We start from the raw sequence: 17,111 nt of genomic DNA, 5'->3' as shown, positions 1-17,111 counted from the left end.
ATGAAAGCGGAAGCCTCAAAATGACCACTACTGTTTCAGAGGGAGACCTTTGTCGAGTCATGCGAGTTGGCAATAAGATCCGTTATTACCGAAACAGTGAACTGTTAAGAGAAGTAGAAGAAACCAACCCAGCCAATATGATGGCAGACTTTACTTTCTACCAATCAGGAGCACGGATTTATAATCCAAAAATAGTAGATGTAGCTTACCAACATAGAGCTCAGTATATTGCAGATGTTAAGTCGTATTCGGATTATTACGCAGGCGGGATGCTCATGCCTAACAGACACGGAGGGGAGAATTATAGATACAATTTTCAGGGACAAGAAACGGATGATGAGATTAAAGGGAAGGGAAATAGTGTGAATTATAAGTATAGAATGGCTGATGTGAGGTTAAACAGGTTTTTTGCTGTTGACCCTTTAGCTTCAAAATATCCACATTATACACCTTATTCATTTAGTGGTAATAAAGTGATTGCTCATATTGAATTAGAGGGGTTAGAGGGAATATATTTTGATAAATCATTTAAAGATAACAATGGAGAAGCAGCTTTTAAGTTGTATTCAAGTACTGATATAGGTAAAGAAGCTATAGCTAAATTTGAGTCTACTATCGCTACTGAAAAAGATGTTGGCAATAATGGATATGATATCGTGTATATTGCTACAGATTTGCCTAAAGGGAAAAACGGATATATAAAAGACGTCTTTAAAAATACTCTGCAAAATGTTCATACAGGAGAAGAAATTTCTGCTGCTAAAGCTATTGAAATGGGGATTATGGGTGATGAAGAGCAAGAAGCATGGAATAAGGTACTATTGGGTCCTGATCCTGAAATATATGAAAATGCTAAGGTTTCATTGATAAAAGGAAGGGGAGTTATTGTTATAGCAGTGAATTTGGATTTATTAAAGTCTAGTGAGAGCAATGATGAGCATGCAGTTCAAGCAGCAAGAACAGTAGGGCATGAGTTAGATTTTCATGTTATAAATCACTCAAGGGACAAAAATGTTTCAGTATTTACAGAGCATGGTCAAAATACAGGGAACTATGGTAAAAACACTCCAGCTATACCAATTAAGGGGACTAAGGATTATAAGATGACTGAACAAATTAGGGAAGCTCAAAAAAAACAAAATTCAAATGAAAAAAAATAAATACTTTCTATTTTATTTGTCTTTATTATTTTTAGCTATCTCTTGTTCTTCTGTAAAATATTACCGGTTAGGTAATATTGAAATTTCGATGGAAAAAGTTGATTATAAATTAACAAAATTAGATTATGAAGTCTTTGGTGTTGCTATTGAGACATTTTTTAAAAATAAAAATAGCGCAATTAAAGTCTTGACTTCAATTGACTCTACTTACTATAACCATAGTATAGTAAGAGGAGATGATTTTTCAAAAATAGCTAAAGAAATATCAGACGAATTGAGTTATGAGCACTTAATAATAAATAAGAAAAGTTATCCTATTAAATTGAGAAAGCTAATTGAGATTTCTGTTTTGCCAATTGATTCTGCTAGAAATCTTAGTGAGGATTCTGTAGCGTACATTCGTTTTTCCAAACCTGTTTATGATGATTCTTTGAAGTATTCCTTTTTTATTTTCGAACGTTTTATGGTCCTTTAAATGGAGAAGGGTTATTGTTGATCTTGAAAAGAGAAGAGAAGAAATGGAAAATTATATATCAAAAGCAAGTTTCTGTTTCGTAGGCACATCGTCAAAATCACTTAATAGAAGGTCATAATGCTAAAAAGGGTAGTGTAACATCAAAATAAAACAGCAAATTTAAAAAGTTAAATTACTGTAAATAAGTTTTTTTAACCTTGTGTAACTAAATGTATGGGGTTATCATTTGGAACGACCTGTCTTATAAAACTTTTCAAGGGATATGACTTTGTATGGAATTATTGAAATTATTTAAGGATGAATTGTAAAAAAATGTGACTTAGAATGTCAGGTAATGTTCCAAATGGCGCTTTTGTATTTTCCTTTATACAGTAGGTTATCATTTAACAAAAGGTAATCTTTCGTATATAATGTTGTATGTGAAAAATAGAAATGTTACTTTTAAAAATACAAGCCAAACGTGGTTTGCATTGAGTTTGAAATATTGAATTAGGGATAGACATTGTTTAGACCTTTGTCGAGTCATGCGAGTTGGTAATAAAATCCGTTACTATCGAAACAACGAACTGTTAAGAGAAGTAGAAGAAACCAACCCAGCCAATATGATGGCAGACTTTACATTCTACCAATCAGGAGCACGGATTTATAATCCAAAAATAGTAGATGTAGCTTACCAACATGGAGCACAGTATATCGCTGATGTTAAGTCGTATTCGGATTATTACGCAGGCGGGATGTTGCAACCAAACAGACACGGAGGAGAGAATTATAGATACAATTTTCAGGGACAAGAAACGGATGATGAGATTAAAGGGAAAGGAAATAGTGTGAATTATAAGTATAGAATGGCTGATGTGAGGTTAAACAGGTTTTTTGCTACTGATCCATTAGAGGCTGGTTATCCTCATAACTCTCCTTATGCGTTTAGTGAGAATGTTTTAATTAATGCCGTGGAATTAGAGGGGTTAGAACTTAGTTATGTTTATGCACCGAACAGCCAAACAATAATGAGGCCTAAACTTGATAATTTTCTTTCACAAGAAGAGCTGAAGTTTAATGCTAAAATAGATAAGTTTTTGGCCACAGATCCTACTGCTTTACAGTTAGCGGCGGAACAAAAAAAGAGAGAGTCTGAAGCTGCTTACCAAGAGTTTTTAAAGAAACAAGGAACTTTTAGACCTAGTGAACATCAAATTCAAGCACAGGTCTTTGAAGAAAACCTCGATAATTTTGTTCCTGTTAAAGCAACTAAAAAGCTTGTCAAAGGAGAGGAATTAGGAACTGGAGATTATATTGATTTAGCTGCATCAATTCCAGTTCTCAAATGGTTAAAACTAGCTAAAATACCAGCAAAATCGCTTAAAGTGGTTAGATATGGTAGTAAACATGTAGCATCGAAAAAAATATCATGGAAAAAAGTATTAGAAGGTACTAAAAATGGTCCTGCAAAATTTAAGTCAACTGTAGATGTTGAGTCTATAACAAAAGAAGCATGGGACAATGGAGCTTCTGTTACTAATGGTAAAACTTGGAAAGTATATCAGACAACGGAAACGATTGGTGCTAAATCTGGTAAAGAGACGAAATATATGAGAGTAGAATTAACAGAATCTACAATGGAACTTCATGGACATCCGATAACTAAATCAGAGTATGATAAATTAACTAAGATAAAAGAATGAAATTAGAACAACAAACAGAGATAGGTATAGGAAAAGTTGTTAAAGACGACTTTATTGATATTGCTCTTCCGATAGAAAATCAGATTGATAATCTTTATGAAGATATGTTTCATTTAGTTTCTTTTGATGAAAAGTTTGTAATGGATATCGGTTGGTATGATGGAGATATAGTAGGCTTTTATATATATATAATTGAGAATGAAGATTGGGAGACCCCTGTTTTGAAATTAGTAAACAAAAGTATAAATGGTTTTTTAAAAGATTTAAAAAAAGCAAATGATAAATGGAGTGAATTATTACTCAGCAAATCCTAATATTTTATAAAAAGTAACAGATTATATAATAAAGGCGGGATGCTGCAACCGGGGAGAAATGGACAGTCTGAAAATTACAGATACAATTTTCAGGGACAAGAAACGGATGATGAGATTAAAGGGAAAGGAAATAGTGTGAATTTTAAGTATAGAATGGCTGATGTAAGGTTGAATAGGTTTTTTGCAGTTGATCCACTTGCTAGTAAATATCCTCAATGGACTCCATATCAATTTAGTGGTAATCAGTTAATTTCGACAATTGAATTAGAAGGTTTAGAGCCTTTAGATGATGCTAACTTATATGGAGGATTTTTGGATGGTGAAAATAAGTCAGAGAATCCTTATAGTTACTATGATAAGTTTATGAAGAATGTAACAGCTTCATATGTAAATGATGTAATGAAAAACTTTGAGTCAGACTTATCTGACATGTGGAATAGAAGTTTTGAAGGAGATATGCATGAGGAGTCTATATCAGGGTATAAAAAAGGTAATGATTATTTTGTTAAATTTTCTGAATCAGGAAGTACAGGAGGAGTTAGTCCGAGATATGATGTAGAAGAAGGGGAAAATATTTTATTTATGGCACATTCTCATCCTTTTGCTCCAAATGAAAGATTGTATCCAGAATCTCAAGAAGATTTTACGACATGGGATGGTTCTAGTATACCTTTTTCTTCTGGTGATGTTGTAAACTTTAAAGGACATGAAGATGGAGCTTTATTAGATGTTCCTAATTTTATGTGGGTGGTTCAAACTCAAGAAGAAGAGACTTTTATCGTTGTAATTTATGACCATGCAAAGGCAAAAGATTTATTTAATAATTACGAGTCAACTTTCTTACCTAATGTTTCAAAGAAATCCCCTCCAGAAAAAAGGTATGGTTTTATCAATACGGATATGGATGCTTTTGAAAAGAGTTACAAAGGTAATCAAGGGCAAAAGAGAACGTATGGTGTTTGGAATGTTCTAGGCAAGAATCAAAAAGGATTTTTGTTACTTAAGAAGAGTGCTCATTCGAAAAACTATAAAGTAATACCTTAGATATGAGATTAATTAAGTTTTTTACCATAATAGGGCTATTAAATTTATTGTTTTCTTGTGACGCTCAAAACGATAATGGTGCGGATAAGTTTTCTATTGTTGAGTTTTCTGATACAACAGATGTTTTAACTATAGACCAAGAAAATGTAGATAAGAATATTGGTTTTAATTTATATGATTCGATAGAGGTAGAACCTAGCGGATTAAAAATGGGACTTGTTTTTGCCAAATCTAACAGTCCTGTTGAAATAAACTATGAATCTTTTATAGAGCAAGAGGTAAATAAGCTAGTTGATGTTATTAATTTCGAATATAGTTATCAACTATCTTTTTACAAAGACGAGGTTCTTTTTTATATTTATGGAAGCGGAGAACATGATTTCCTCTGTATAAAGTTGCCCCCTATAGATATAGACAAGGAAATAATTTCTATAAATTATCATAAAATAAAGAATAGTAAGATAAAAGGTATAGAAATTTTTGGTAACAGGAATAAGGTTTATGGTGAATTGAGTTGGAGGCATAAATAAGCATATTATTAAAACGAAAATCTAGAAAATTAGTTTTTCGTTTTTTTTTATTGCTCAATTTTAGGAATACCAAAAACACCACCTAAAAAACTACCAATTAGTCTAGAAATGTCATTACTTTGGAATGCAAATGCCAGGAAGAAGTGGTGGAAGTGAAGAGTATCGTTACAGCTTTCAAGGACAGGAGAGCGATGACGAGGTAAAAGGAAAGGGTAACTCTATAAATTATAAGTATAGAATGCATGACTCTAGGTTGGGAAGATTTTTTACTGTAGACCCATTAACTGCTGATTACCCACATTATACACCTTATAGTTTTAGTGGGAATAAATTAATAGCATGGAGAGAATTAGAGGGGTTAGAAGAATATTATGCGGCTGATGGTAGTTATTTGGGACAAGTTGGTGACAACTCTAAAATAAGAGTTGTTGCTGTTAACGATATCGAATATGTTAAGGCTAATATTTTAATAGCGAATACAGGAAAAGGAAATGTAGCTATCCATGCAGCTGATGCTGCTTATTATTCAAGTGAAGCGTTAAGTAGTTCTTCTGCTAAATTTGCTGTTATGAAAAGTATTTTGACTAATGAATTAGGTTTGCCTAAAAAACTTACCGAAAATGTTGGGATGACAAATGCTAGTGAAGGTCTTGGTGTTTGCTTTTGTGATGGAAAAGGAGGTGGGTATAATGGATATTTAGGGCATTATGAAAAACCTACTATTGGAGTAAATTTTAAAGGGAAAGTTGATTTTGAAGATAGAAATAATTTAAAAACAATTTTACTAAAAGAAAGTGTACATTTATCAGATAATAATCAAGTCAATAATGGGGAACATGTTTTAGCATATGATTTGTTGGCATTTCCCACAGTGTTAAAAACTTCGGCATGGGAAAACTCAACTAAAAGATTTAAGCAAATGTACTTAGTAGGTGCCTCTAATATTTTATGGGATGAATATGAGAGCAGGAATATAGGTTTCCCTTTAGATTGGAGGACTGACTTTGTTAATGGAATTCATAAATCCTTTAATGAAGGTGGTGTTTTCTTTGATTACTCAGATTTAATTAAGTCTTATAAAGGTGAATACGATTATCAAGGCGGAAATGGACAATATTATGATGCAAATACCCTAAATCATAGTATAAAAGTTAATGGAATAGAAATTAATAATTATAAACCTTCAACAAATCACAAATGAAAGTAATTATAGCCTTTTTATTATTGTCAGTTACGGGGTGTTCAACTACAAAAGAAGAACATAAAGAAAATTCTTTATTACATGGGGATGCTCCTATTGTGTCTTTTTCATTAATGGATAATAAAAAGGATGTTTTGGATAGCTTGCAAGCTGTAATTAAGTTTAATTCTCCCTCTCCCTTATATAAGGTAAACTGTGTTTATGATAAAGACTCTTTGGGGTTATATGCTGTGGATTTTAGACCGAAATATGTTGGTTATTATAGACCAGAAATTTTAACCTTTTTTATTACAAAAAAAAATAAACTAATAGTCAACCTAAAAGTTTTAGAAGAGGGGGCTGTTAATGCCAGTTATGAATTTTATAAAGATAACTCTGATAATAAAAGAGTTCTACTTTTAAATTGGGAAGTAGGTACAAGTATAGAAGTTATAAAGTCTAAAATCAATGAAATTAAGGAGGGATATTTTCTAGCGTTAGATTCTATTTCATTAAGTAAATATGATAAAAAATATAATTTATTAAATAAAGAATTACAACTAGAAATAAAAAAAGAGAATCCTTTTATTTTTTCAGTTAAACAACTAATAATTAGAGAAGTTGCTCTTGGCACTGCACCATAGATAATTGATGTTGTAAAATACTACATGAAAAAGTTACCTAGAAATATATAATCATCATGACCTCCAATAATCCTAAAAGATAGTTGGAGGTTTTAGTTTTTCCAGATAAACAAAAGGAAATGCTGATGTAGATAAAGCAACTGGAAACTAATATTAATGCGTTATGACTAAAAATATAGATGAATTAATTGTCTTGTTAGAAGAAGCAATCCAAAATCTAGAAGATGAGGGGAATGGATATTCGGATCATTTTATTAATTTGGATGCATTTATTAATGCGATTAAAAAATCAAAAAAAACTTTATTAGTTGGTGATTTCAGTGTTATAAAGGATTTAGAGTTATGGTTTTCCCCGACAAGTGACTGGGATGATTTTAATGGTGATGAAGACTTAGGGAATCAAATATTTTCTATAATTCTTGATAATCAAATATAGAATGGGTAGTGTAACATCACCATAAAACAGTAAATTTAAAAAGTTAAATTACTGTAAATAAGTTTTTTGGGTGATTTTTTATATGGAGGAAGAACTATAAAAACAGGAGAATGAAATGAGGATTTTAGATAAAGAAGAACTAAGTGGAACGATTTGGTTGGTGGATAAAGAATTGAAAAATAAGATAAGCATCTCAAATATTGAGACTTTATTTATTCTGAATAAATTGACTATTAGAAAGAAATCAGCTATTGGCTCGTATATATGCTTTGGGGGAAAATTTTATATCATTGAAGATATAGAAGTGCTGAGTAGACATAGTTTTAGTATTTTTTTTAACCATTGGTATAATGTAAAAGTATTTGTTAATTCTGTTTCTGATGTATTGTTAATTAATAAAATACAAGAAGTAATATCTAAAAATGATGAAGAAGGAAGGCTATATTGAAAAACTTATAATAGTGTCTTTGATACATTTGGTATGTTAATGCCGAATAGAAATTGAGGTAGTGAAGATTATCGTTATGGATTTCAAGGACAGGAGAAAGATGATGAAGTAGCAGGAAAAGGGAATAGTTATACAGCTGAATTTTGGCAATATGATAGTAGATTTGGAAGAAGATGGAATGTTGACCCTATTGTAAAACATCATGAATTACCCTATGCAACTTTTGCAAATAATCCTATATGGTTTGTTAATCCAAGTGGTGCAGATACTACTATTAGTGGAGAGCCTAATTTTTCAGGATTAAAGATAATATAGTACCAAAAATAATTGAAAGTGTTCAATAATAACCATACTTTATGAAAAACAACATAATATTTCTATTAATATCTTTTGTGATGTTGATATCTTGTAATCAAGATAAACTTTCTACTGTATCTTATCTAGATTGGAGATATAACCAACAAAATAATAGTTCTTCTGACAATAAACTTAGAAAAACATATGAATTAACTGACGGACTGTTTATCGAAGAATATAATACATATGAGGGTATAGGATTAACAAGAATGGTCACGGTGTATTTGACTGACTCTATCAATTTTAAAGAAACTATTGCTAATTTTGATGAACATATGAGTTATGATGTAATTTATGATTCAATTAGAAATTGCGTAAAAGGCATTGGGCTAAAATATAAAGCTAAAGCAGATTCGATTTTAAGAGTTGATACAATTGACTTGAATAAATATTCAAAAAGTTATAGAATGGATTCTGTTTATATTAATGCACCTATTACTGGGGATGAGACAGATTGTGATAACCCTAAACTAAGAAATAAATTTGAAGTTTATAATAGTACAATACCTAAAGGTTTTACTTTAGTAGAAGAAGATTACAGTTGCAAAGGAGATTATCTAAGGTTTTATTATTTAAATAGCGAAAGGAATTTGAAAATTTTATTAACTATAAACCAAAATAGTACATCTTTTCCATATACATTTGAAAACCTTAATGATTCGGTAATATTATTGAACAAGGTAAAATCATACGATATTTACGATACTTTATTTGTCAATACGCTTTATATAGATTCTTTAATTAGAAAATAATGACAGAGGAAATATGGTATTTACTGCTAACTAGCATTCGTTTGTAATATTCCAAATGGCGTTTTTGTATTTTTAATAAAGCTATTAGTTTGATTTTAAGTTGTTTATTTTTCTTCGATATTCAATTTAAAGTATACTCATATATCTATGAGTATGAGAAAGTTTCAAATATCAATGGAGTGTTGATGGAACAAAATATGAATCAATACCTAATGCTTATAAACATGACTTTGGTATAAAAATCGACGGAAAAGAAATAAATGATTTACAAAATGAATAAAAAGTTTTTAATATTGACATTGTTATCGTTCGGATGCTCTACTGATAAAAAGGGGGGGATACTTGGAGATGTTGTTATTAGTCAAGGAGCTCCATATGTTGAAATTTCATTGTCATCCCCTAAATACTTGATGAAATCCCAGTTAGATTCGGTAATTTCATCTTTTGAAAATAAGAGCTCTGTTTACTTTGTCAACTATGTGTTTGAAGAAGATTCTTTGGGTGGTTTGATAGTTGATTATCAGCTTTCTTACCCTGGAGAGGAAAAGCCAAAATTTTCTCATTTTTTTATTTCAAATGAAAATGTTTTGTTAGTTGATAGAGAGGTGTTGAAAGAAAATAATTACTTAAATAGTAGTTATAACTTCTTTATGAAAAATTTCCATAATAATAACAGAGATTTTTTATATCTAGATTGGAATGTAGACATAGATGATTATGTAGTTCAGTCTAAAATCGAGGAAATTAAATTAGGTTATCTTAAAGCTTTAGATTCTATAAATTCTAATACTGAGGAGAAAAATATAAATCAATTGATGGTCTCTTACCCTTTTATGTTTTCTATACGCCAAACTTTAATTAATAGATTTCTAAAAATGAAAGGAGATATTCCAGATTCTTTATTACCTCCTCAATACAGGTGAAGTAAAAAATGGTATTTTTGTTAAGTTTTAGCTTTAGATTTCGAGTTGTTTACGGATTTTATGTTCCTAAATTTTAAGTATACTCATATGCCTATGTGAATGAGAATGTTTCTTAGAAGTTCTTAAAAAGTTTTTTAAGTTCGTGTTCCAATTGGCATCTAAAGAGCATATAAAATGTATTTATAAGTTTCCACCTAAAACTAGTATTTCACTTTATACAGTAGGTTATCACTTAACAAAATATAATCTTTCGTATATAATATTGTATGTGAAAAATAGAAATGTTACTTTTAAGAAAGTGAACCAAACGTGGTTTGCATTGAGTTTGAAATATTGAATACTTGGTATGATATCAAACAATATATTTTGGCAAAAGTTTAAAATAAATATAAAATGTCAGAAAACAAATCAGTTTTATCTTCTATTTTTAAAAGAAAAGGAGCAGAAGGAGACTATACTAAAATAATAAATTCCAACACTGAAACCCAGAATTTGAAGATTGATTTGAATTCAAATGAGAAAGCTGAGGTATTATTTTTAAAAGAAAAATCATTTTTGTTAATTACGGATAAAAGAGTTTTGTATAATGATCATATTCATAATATGGTAGAATTCTCTCATGAATCAATTTTAAAGGTTAAAATTGCATTAGAAGAAGAATATAAAATAGGAAATATGAATACTGATAATTTTACTAAAATTAAAATTATAGATAATAAAGAATATGACTATATAGTGGAGATAGAAAAAGGAAAACCTTATAATGGAATATACCAAGTTCTTCATTTTATTGCATCAAAAAAAAATAATAGAAATCATAAGGAGCTTTATGAAAGGGGACTTGCATAGTACATTCCAAAAAAACTTAACAAAAAATCTAAAGTATTGCAAAGTATAGTGAAAATAGGAGAGCAAATTGATGCTATTATAGTGGGGTAAGAAATAACTCCAATATATTTTAAGAATAAGTATGGAACCAGTTTCTAATAAACAATATAGCTTAAAAGTTTCAAAAGATAGCTTCGAATTATCGGAGGAGCTTTTGAATGCATGCTTTAATAAAGGTGATTTACTTTTGTTAATATGTATGAGAGAAGAAAGTCTTTTGTTTAAAGATGAGGCATTGGAACTAAGAGAGAAGGTGCCTCAAGAACTTCAGGAAGATGGAGGGGTATATGAGATTGTGGATTGGATAGATGAAACAAGATTTAAAGCATTATCTATAATTACATATAGTGAGAACGCTGTTGAGAGGATAGTAAATGCGTATAAATACTTTTATTCCTTTTCAATAGGCAAAATAGTATGCAATGTAGGTGATATTTTTCCAAATGCTTCTAGTTTTTTTTTGCCAGATTATTTATGTAGAAATATAATTAATCGAAATGTTATTAATTTCTGTTTGGTTAAAGGAGCTGAAGAAAATACTATATATCTAACTTTTAAATCTAGTGAACAGGAATCCTTAAATATTCAAGAAGCTCTAAGAACATCATATGAAGTGGAAATTTGGAAAGATAGACTAAAGAGAAAAAATGGTATGAATAGTTAGAGAGTTTATTTTAAATAATAAAGTGTGATGATGTTCCAATTGGCGCCTAAAGAACTATGGAGTGTATCCATGAGTTAATACTTAAAACTAGAATTTTCCTTTATATAACAATTACTGCATAGTACGTACCTTTGGTTGTGTATATTCTTACTTTTGTATTTAAAGGAATGTCTTTATACAATAACCAAATTGAAATTCAAAAATGAATGTTTTAATTCAACAAGGAAAAAATAGAACAATATTAATAGCAATTAGTATTTTACTTCTTTCTGTGCATACAATATATTTATATCATGCTGTAAAACCTGAAATTGAATCAAAAAAACTAATTCAACAAATAATCAGGTTTCTATTAACAGTTGGGTTATTAATAATGGTTTACAAAGGAAAGAAATGGGCAAAAATTGTTGCCATTATTTTATTTTCCTTGGCTACTTTAGGAGCGTTAACAAGTTTATTAGTTGTAAATACAGCATTTATCAATAAAGTTCCTTTACTGGTTATGACTTTTGTTTATTCAATGGCTATTTATCATTTTGGGTTTTCAAAAAGTTTTAAAGAATTTTTTAATTATCAAAATATAACAATCAAACCTAAAGAACCTGTTCAGAACGCTCAAAAACTAATGGAAATAGAAAAGTTTTGGGAAATAATTGAAGTTACAAAATCAAAGAGCTCTAGTAATTATGAGCAACAACAAGCTGAACTCGAAAAAGAATTGTTGAAACTCACAGCAAATGAAATTTTAGAGTTTGATAATAGGTTTAGAACACTTAGAGGAGAAATTTATCATTGGGATTTTTGGGCTGCTGCTTATATTATAAATGGAGGATGTTCTGATGATTGTTTTTCTGATTTTAGAGGTTGGTTAATAGGGCAAGGAAAAGCGATATATGAAGCTGCAAAAAACGATATAGAATCTCTTTCCAATTTAACAGAAACAAATAACGGAGATTGGGAGGGATTAAGCTATATTCCAATTAATGCTTATGAGAAGAAAACGGGGAATGATATTCCAAATGGAATTCAAGAAAATTTTAAAATTTATGGAGAAGAATGGAATGAAGATCTCTTGGAAGATAAATTTCCTAAATTGTGGATGAAGTTTGGTAACTGTTAAAAGTTATAATAAGAGCTATTCTTTACTGTAAAATTTTCTGATTTTATTAAATCAAAAATCGTATTGAAATTAATTCGATAAATAAAATAGGGGAGATAGACCAGCGACTCAAAAATATTTTAATTACGATCGATTTTTTGTTTACACAACTATATTCGTTGTATAAGATACTAAGCAATCGCCTCCTTTAAGCATTATTATTCTACCTAATTCACTTAATTTGATATCCATAGTCAAATAATATAAAACAAGTCTAAGTCAGTTTGTTTTTGTAATAGTATAACCAATGTTCTTAAAAATTATCGACATCATTATTCATTTAAGAATCAATATGAACCGAATAAAATAGCTAATTAGCTCATGACTTATAATTACAACCTATAGATTTCTATGAAAATTTAGGCATAAAAAAAGCCTCAACTAATTGTTGAAGCTTTTGCGGTCTGGACGGGACCGCTATGCTTAATCGGGATATTCTAACTCTTTTTTTCGCTTTATCATCACGAATTATCACTCTTATTTTCGGAAGCTCATTTTCAAAGTTCTTACCCATCTTATAATGCTTTCAGCACTAATATCGATGGCATTTTCTGAAGGTCAATGAATAATTCAAACTTTTTTGGTTAGATAAATGACGTAAAATGTTAATAAAAATATCTCGAAAAACAAGATGTATATAAAAGAGATTGGCTAAATTAGAGGTGTAACAATTTCTGAATCAAATGAATCGGATAAAAGAAGTTTTGGAAGAAAAAGGTATTAAACAAATTTGGTTAGCAGAGAAGCTAGGTAAAAGCTACAATATGGTTAATGCTTACGTCCAAAATAGGCAGCAACCACGATTGGAGGTTTTGTTTGAGATAGCTGATATATTAGATGTTGATGTAAAAAAATTGATTAATTCAAAAAAAGAATGAGTTTAAGTAATAAAGACATTAGACTTTGGGAAATAATAAATGAAGAGAACGAGAACATTAAAAACTCTAATTCATTTACTTCTAAATTAAATCATATCAACACCATAATCGAACTTAAGAGAAAATTAGATTCAAATTCATCAAGCTTATTTTCAGATGTAAGAAGATATTTAATTTATTATATAGAAGCGCATGAAGAGAAAGACCTAAACTACTACAAAATTCAATCGATTAAAGTTGATGAAAAATTAAACTTATTGAATAAAAAAGAACAAATTGCGATATTAAAGTTTTTCATTAGAAAACTTAAAAATAATGGATTTGAAGTTGAGGTTGATGTTTACTCTAATAAACTCAAATGGTTGAATATTGTAAGCGGATTTTCGTCTAATAAAATAAAAGGCATTTTCAAATCCCTTCTTTTATGTACATCATACAATCTAATTACGATAGTGTCTTCACTTATTTTAATTTTAATTGTTTACGTGCTTCTATTACTTCCAGCTTCAAATGAAGGAAATGTACTTTATGAGGTTCAATATATAAATTTTAGTGACAATTTCTATATAAATCATGTCCTGAATTTATTGGAATATGTATTCAGCTTAAATGATGACATAAAAATTTCACCTATTGATTGGCGAGGAGTAATTTTAGGAATTTTTGGAAGAGTATTTCTAATAACAATCGTGATTAACTATTTGTTAAAAGAAATCATTACTAAAATAAAAATTGAATGAGAGAATTTAACTTTATTGACTTGGCAATACGCCAAATAGCATCCATTTTTTACAGGTTAATCCTAGTAATCTACGCTTGGATTATATATGTTAATTACCAAAATGAACTTAACTTCTACTTTTACTTGGGAGGAGTTCTTATATATTTTATACTCTATGTAATCTGTTTCAACAAAAATGGAATTTTATCTATCACTAGATTAATAAATGATTATTTACTAATTTTTTTGTTTTTATATGGTAAAGATATGAATGATTTGTTTTTATTCTCTTTTATTCTCATCCCCATAATAAACTCACCTAATCACACAGGTAAAAAACGTTCTCTTATCCTGTATTTTGTATCTGCATTAGTTTTTTTGCTGTTAAACGGAGAATTCCTAAACTGGAACTATTATTTACCTTTTTTTATATTCCTACTTTTAGGGATTTCAGAATATCAAAGACAAAAATTAAGACAATTTCATGACTCTATTACTGATTCTATAGATGAATTTTTTGAAAAAAAATTAGTAAAAGATAAACCTCACAAAATATACGAAGAAATTATAGCCAGAATCAATGAATCTGGTTTTCGCCATTTCTTTAAGATTAAGAGAATAATGTGTTTCCGATTGTTTGAGAATAGCAGTGAATTGGTCGTTGTAAACACTTCTGAATTTCTTTGGGAATATGATTGTTACGAAAAAGATAAAATATTCACTAACTACAGTAAAGGTAATCATTTTCTAAGTGATATTAAATTTGAAATAGACGGTAAGAATTTAGAGCAAAACATGTTAGTTCTTGTTTCTGCGGAGGACGATACAAAGAGCCCTTATATATTCTTGTTTGATATTGAATCTAAAAGTTTAAGAGCGTTAGATTTCCTTTATGATGGGTTTTTTATCACAATTATGAAAAAGGTAAGCCGAAAACTTCAATTAGAAAGAGAAATCTGGCTTGAAAAACGCTCCCAGATACAGCAAGTTTCTAAGAAGAGAGAATTTGTTTCTAATGCAGAAAATTCAGTTCATTTCATCAAAAACAAACTAGGCTCAATTGTAAATTATATTCAAGGAAAAGAGAATATAAAAAGCGGGAATTATAGCCCCGAAAAAGTAGGGAAGTTAGTTATTGTAAATGAAGAAGATTTTGACAGAATGAAGATAGGAGTAGACTCCATAAAGCGAAAAACATTGCAAATTTTAGACAAATCCAAAAACCCATTCAGATTCAACAATGTTCAATCACACAGTATTAGTAAATTATTCTCATTGCTTCACAAAGAACTTCAGGAAACCAATGTTTCAAATAGAATTAGTTATAATTTTTCTGAGCTTAGAAAAGAAAATTCTACTAACAAAATTATTTCATTTGATGAAGAAGGTTTTGAATCCACATTTGCTTTAGTTGTTTCTAATCTAGACGAACACTCTATAAACCAAGTTATAATCAACATTAGCGAAGACAGTAATAATTACCGTTTAAAAATTATCAACTCCTATAACCCTTCAAAAGCAAAAGAATTAGAAAAAATTTGTGAAGATTACAATTCTGAAGATTATATGAGGTTACTTAAACGAAAAAGTTATGGTTTGGAACAGATTAAGGATTATCTAAATCAAATGTCTGTATCATCTTCAATGACTATCAATAAAGAAGAAAATCAAATCACATTCTCAATTATAGTAGAAAAAAATCAATAATAATGGAAATATTAATATTCGAAAACGAATTTAAGGAAATAGAAGGAGCATTCAAAGGGCTAAAAATAATTATGGATAATGAGATTAATTTCACTGTAGTGAAATCATCTCAAGAATTAGGATTATTTTCAAAACTATATGCATACGACATTGTATTTGTAGACCTAGATTTAGTTCCAAGTTCCAAGATGACAGGGTATGACATCCTAAAAAAAATTAAAGAAGATATCATTGAAAAGAAGCCAAATGTATATGTTATAACTGGTCACAGTACAGGTAAAGAAGAGTTAGAGAGAAGAGGTCTCTCTGATTACCAAATTTTAGAAAAACCGTTTGGAATGGATGATTTACAAAATCTAATAAATTCGATTTAACCCCCGCAATTCTTCAGGGGTTCTTTTAGGGGCTATTTTAACTTAAGTATTCTAAGTAAGTGGAGTATTCCAAGTATTTACTCTAAAAGTCCTAGACAGTCGTTAAAACCAACAATACAATAATATTTACGAAAGTTTAGAGCAAGAAAAAAGCCCTAGTAAAACTAGAGCTTCTTTACATCGAGCGGTCTGGACGGGACTTCCCGATGTTGCTATGCTTAATCGGGATCCCTGTATTTTTTTTTCAAGTAAACTCAGTAAAACAAAAAAAGCTCCATCGATATGATGAAGCTTTCTGCGGTCTGGACGGGACTTTCCGATGCCGCTATGCTTAATCGGAATAAACTTCTCCTCCCTGTATTTTTTTTTTAAAGTAAACTCAGTAAAACAAGAAAAGCTCTACTATAATAGTGAACCTCTCTACAGTCTGGTCGTCGAACCCGCGACCCTCCCGATGATAATCGGGATATTCTAACCATTCTCTTTATGAAGTTTTGAGCATAAAAAAAAGCCTCAACTAATTGTTGAAGCTTTTTGCGGTCTGGACGGGACTTCCCGATGCCGCTATGCTTAATCGGGATAAACTTCTCCTCCCTGTATTTTTTTTCAAGTAAACTCAGTAAAACAAAAAAAGCTCCATCGATATGATGAAGCTTTCTGCGGTCTGGACGGGACTCGAACCCGCGACCCTCCCGATGATAATCGGGATATTCTAACCATTCTCTTTATGAAGTTTTGAGCATAAAAAAAAGCCTCAACTAATTGTTGAAGCTTT

General features: G+C 30.0%; 19 protein-coding genes. All 19 read left to right on the top strand.

The window, feature by feature from the left end; translation table 11 throughout:
• The coding region (locus N4A35_10185) for a hypothetical protein (protein MCT4581775.1) at positions 1 to 1,160 on the top strand (1,160 nt) is incomplete at its 5' end.
• A complete protein-coding gene (locus N4A35_10180; GenBank protein ID MCT4581774.1) occupies positions 1,147 to 1,635 on the top strand; it encodes a hypothetical protein in 489 nt (162 codons plus the stop codon). The genes N4A35_10185 and N4A35_10180, both read left to right, overlap by 14 nt.
• A 524-nt stretch (positions 1,636 to 2,159) precedes the next feature.
• On the top strand, positions 2,160 to 3,317 hold the full coding sequence (locus tag N4A35_10175) for a hypothetical protein (GenBank protein MCT4581773.1): 1,158 nt from the start codon (positions 2,160 to 2,162) through the stop codon (positions 3,315 to 3,317).
• Positions 3,314 to 3,631, top strand: a complete 318-nt coding sequence (locus tag N4A35_10170; GenBank protein MCT4581772.1) for a hypothetical protein — start codon at positions 3,314 to 3,316, stop codon at positions 3,629 to 3,631. Before N4A35_10175 ends, N4A35_10170 begins: the two co-directional genes overlap by 4 nt.
• Before the next feature lie 39 nt (positions 3,632 to 3,670).
• Positions 3,671 to 4,675 (top strand): hypothetical protein, encoded by a 1,005-nt coding sequence (locus N4A35_10165; GenBank protein ID MCT4581771.1) that lies wholly within the window; start codon positions 3,671 to 3,673, stop codon positions 4,673 to 4,675.
• 2 nt (positions 4,676 to 4,677) lie between these two features.
• Complete coding sequence (locus tag N4A35_10160) at positions 4,678 to 5,205, top strand: hypothetical protein (GenBank protein MCT4581770.1); 528 nt, start codon at positions 4,678 to 4,680, stop codon at positions 5,203 to 5,205.
• Positions 5,206 to 5,335: 130 nt separating this feature from the next.
• Positions 5,336 to 6,406 (top strand): hypothetical protein, encoded by a 1,071-nt coding sequence (locus N4A35_10155; protein ID MCT4581769.1) that lies wholly within the window; start codon positions 5,336 to 5,338, stop codon positions 6,404 to 6,406.
• Positions 6,403 to 7,029: a hypothetical protein gene (locus N4A35_10150; protein ID MCT4581768.1), complete on the top strand. Its 627-nt coding sequence runs from the start codon at positions 6,403 to 6,405 to the stop codon at positions 7,027 to 7,029. Before N4A35_10155 ends, N4A35_10150 begins: the two co-directional genes overlap by 4 nt.
• Before the next feature lie 163 nt (positions 7,030 to 7,192).
• Positions 7,193 to 7,465, top strand: coding sequence for a hypothetical protein (locus N4A35_10145; GenBank protein ID MCT4581767.1), 273 nt, complete (start codon positions 7,193 to 7,195; stop codon positions 7,463 to 7,465).
• Between the two features lie 115 nt (positions 7,466 to 7,580).
• Positions 7,581 to 7,913, top strand: coding sequence for a hypothetical protein (locus N4A35_10140; protein MCT4581766.1), 333 nt, complete (start codon positions 7,581 to 7,583; stop codon positions 7,911 to 7,913).
• 356 nt (positions 7,914 to 8,269) lie between these two features.
• Positions 8,270 to 9,022 carry a hypothetical protein gene (locus tag N4A35_10135; GenBank protein ID MCT4581765.1) on the top strand — a complete coding sequence of 251 codons (753 nt, stop codon included), beginning with the start codon at positions 8,270 to 8,272 and terminating at the stop codon, positions 9,020 to 9,022.
• A 272-nt stretch (positions 9,023 to 9,294) separates the two neighbouring features.
• Positions 9,295 to 9,945: a hypothetical protein gene (locus tag N4A35_10130; protein MCT4581764.1), complete on the top strand. Its 651-nt coding sequence runs from the start codon at positions 9,295 to 9,297 to the stop codon at positions 9,943 to 9,945.
• A gap of 393 nt (positions 9,946 to 10,338) precedes the next feature.
• Positions 10,339 to 10,794: a hypothetical protein gene (locus tag N4A35_10125; protein MCT4581763.1), complete on the top strand. Its 456-nt coding sequence runs from the start codon at positions 10,339 to 10,341 to the stop codon at positions 10,792 to 10,794.
• Between the two features lie 121 nt (positions 10,795 to 10,915).
• Positions 10,916 to 11,497 carry a hypothetical protein gene (locus N4A35_10120; protein ID MCT4581762.1) on the top strand — a complete coding sequence of 194 codons (582 nt, stop codon included), beginning with the start codon at positions 10,916 to 10,918 and terminating at the stop codon, positions 11,495 to 11,497.
• A gap of 202 nt (positions 11,498 to 11,699) precedes the next feature.
• On the top strand, positions 11,700 to 12,617 hold the full coding sequence (locus N4A35_10115) for a DUF4240 domain-containing protein (protein ID MCT4581761.1): 918 nt from the start codon (positions 11,700 to 11,702) through the stop codon (positions 12,615 to 12,617).
• 722 nt (positions 12,618 to 13,339) lie between these two features.
• Positions 13,340 to 13,534: a helix-turn-helix transcriptional regulator gene (locus N4A35_10110; GenBank protein MCT4581760.1), complete on the top strand. Its 195-nt coding sequence runs from the start codon at positions 13,340 to 13,342 to the stop codon at positions 13,532 to 13,534.
• Positions 13,531 to 14,274: a hypothetical protein gene (locus N4A35_10105; GenBank protein MCT4581759.1), complete on the top strand. Its 744-nt coding sequence runs from the start codon at positions 13,531 to 13,533 to the stop codon at positions 14,272 to 14,274. The genes N4A35_10110 and N4A35_10105 overlap by 4 nt, the downstream gene beginning before the upstream one ends.
• A gap of 248 nt (positions 14,275 to 14,522) precedes the next feature.
• On the top strand, positions 14,523 to 15,962 hold the full coding sequence (locus tag N4A35_10100; GenBank protein MCT4581758.1) for a hypothetical protein: 1,440 nt from the start codon (positions 14,523 to 14,525) through the stop codon (positions 15,960 to 15,962).
• 2 nt (positions 15,963 to 15,964) lie between these two features.
• Positions 15,965 to 16,336 (top strand): response regulator, encoded by a 372-nt coding sequence (locus N4A35_10095; GenBank protein ID MCT4581757.1) that lies wholly within the window; start codon positions 15,965 to 15,967, stop codon positions 16,334 to 16,336.
• The last annotated feature ends 775 nt before the right edge of the window (positions 16,337 to 17,111 follow it).

This window comes from Flavobacteriales bacterium (assembly GCA_025210295.1).
Lineage (GTDB): Bacteria > Bacteroidota > Bacteroidia > Flavobacteriales_D > Parvicellaceae > S010-51.
The sequence above is the reverse complement of the archived record's forward strand: the minus strand, read 5'-3'. Positions and strand labels throughout refer to the sequence as shown.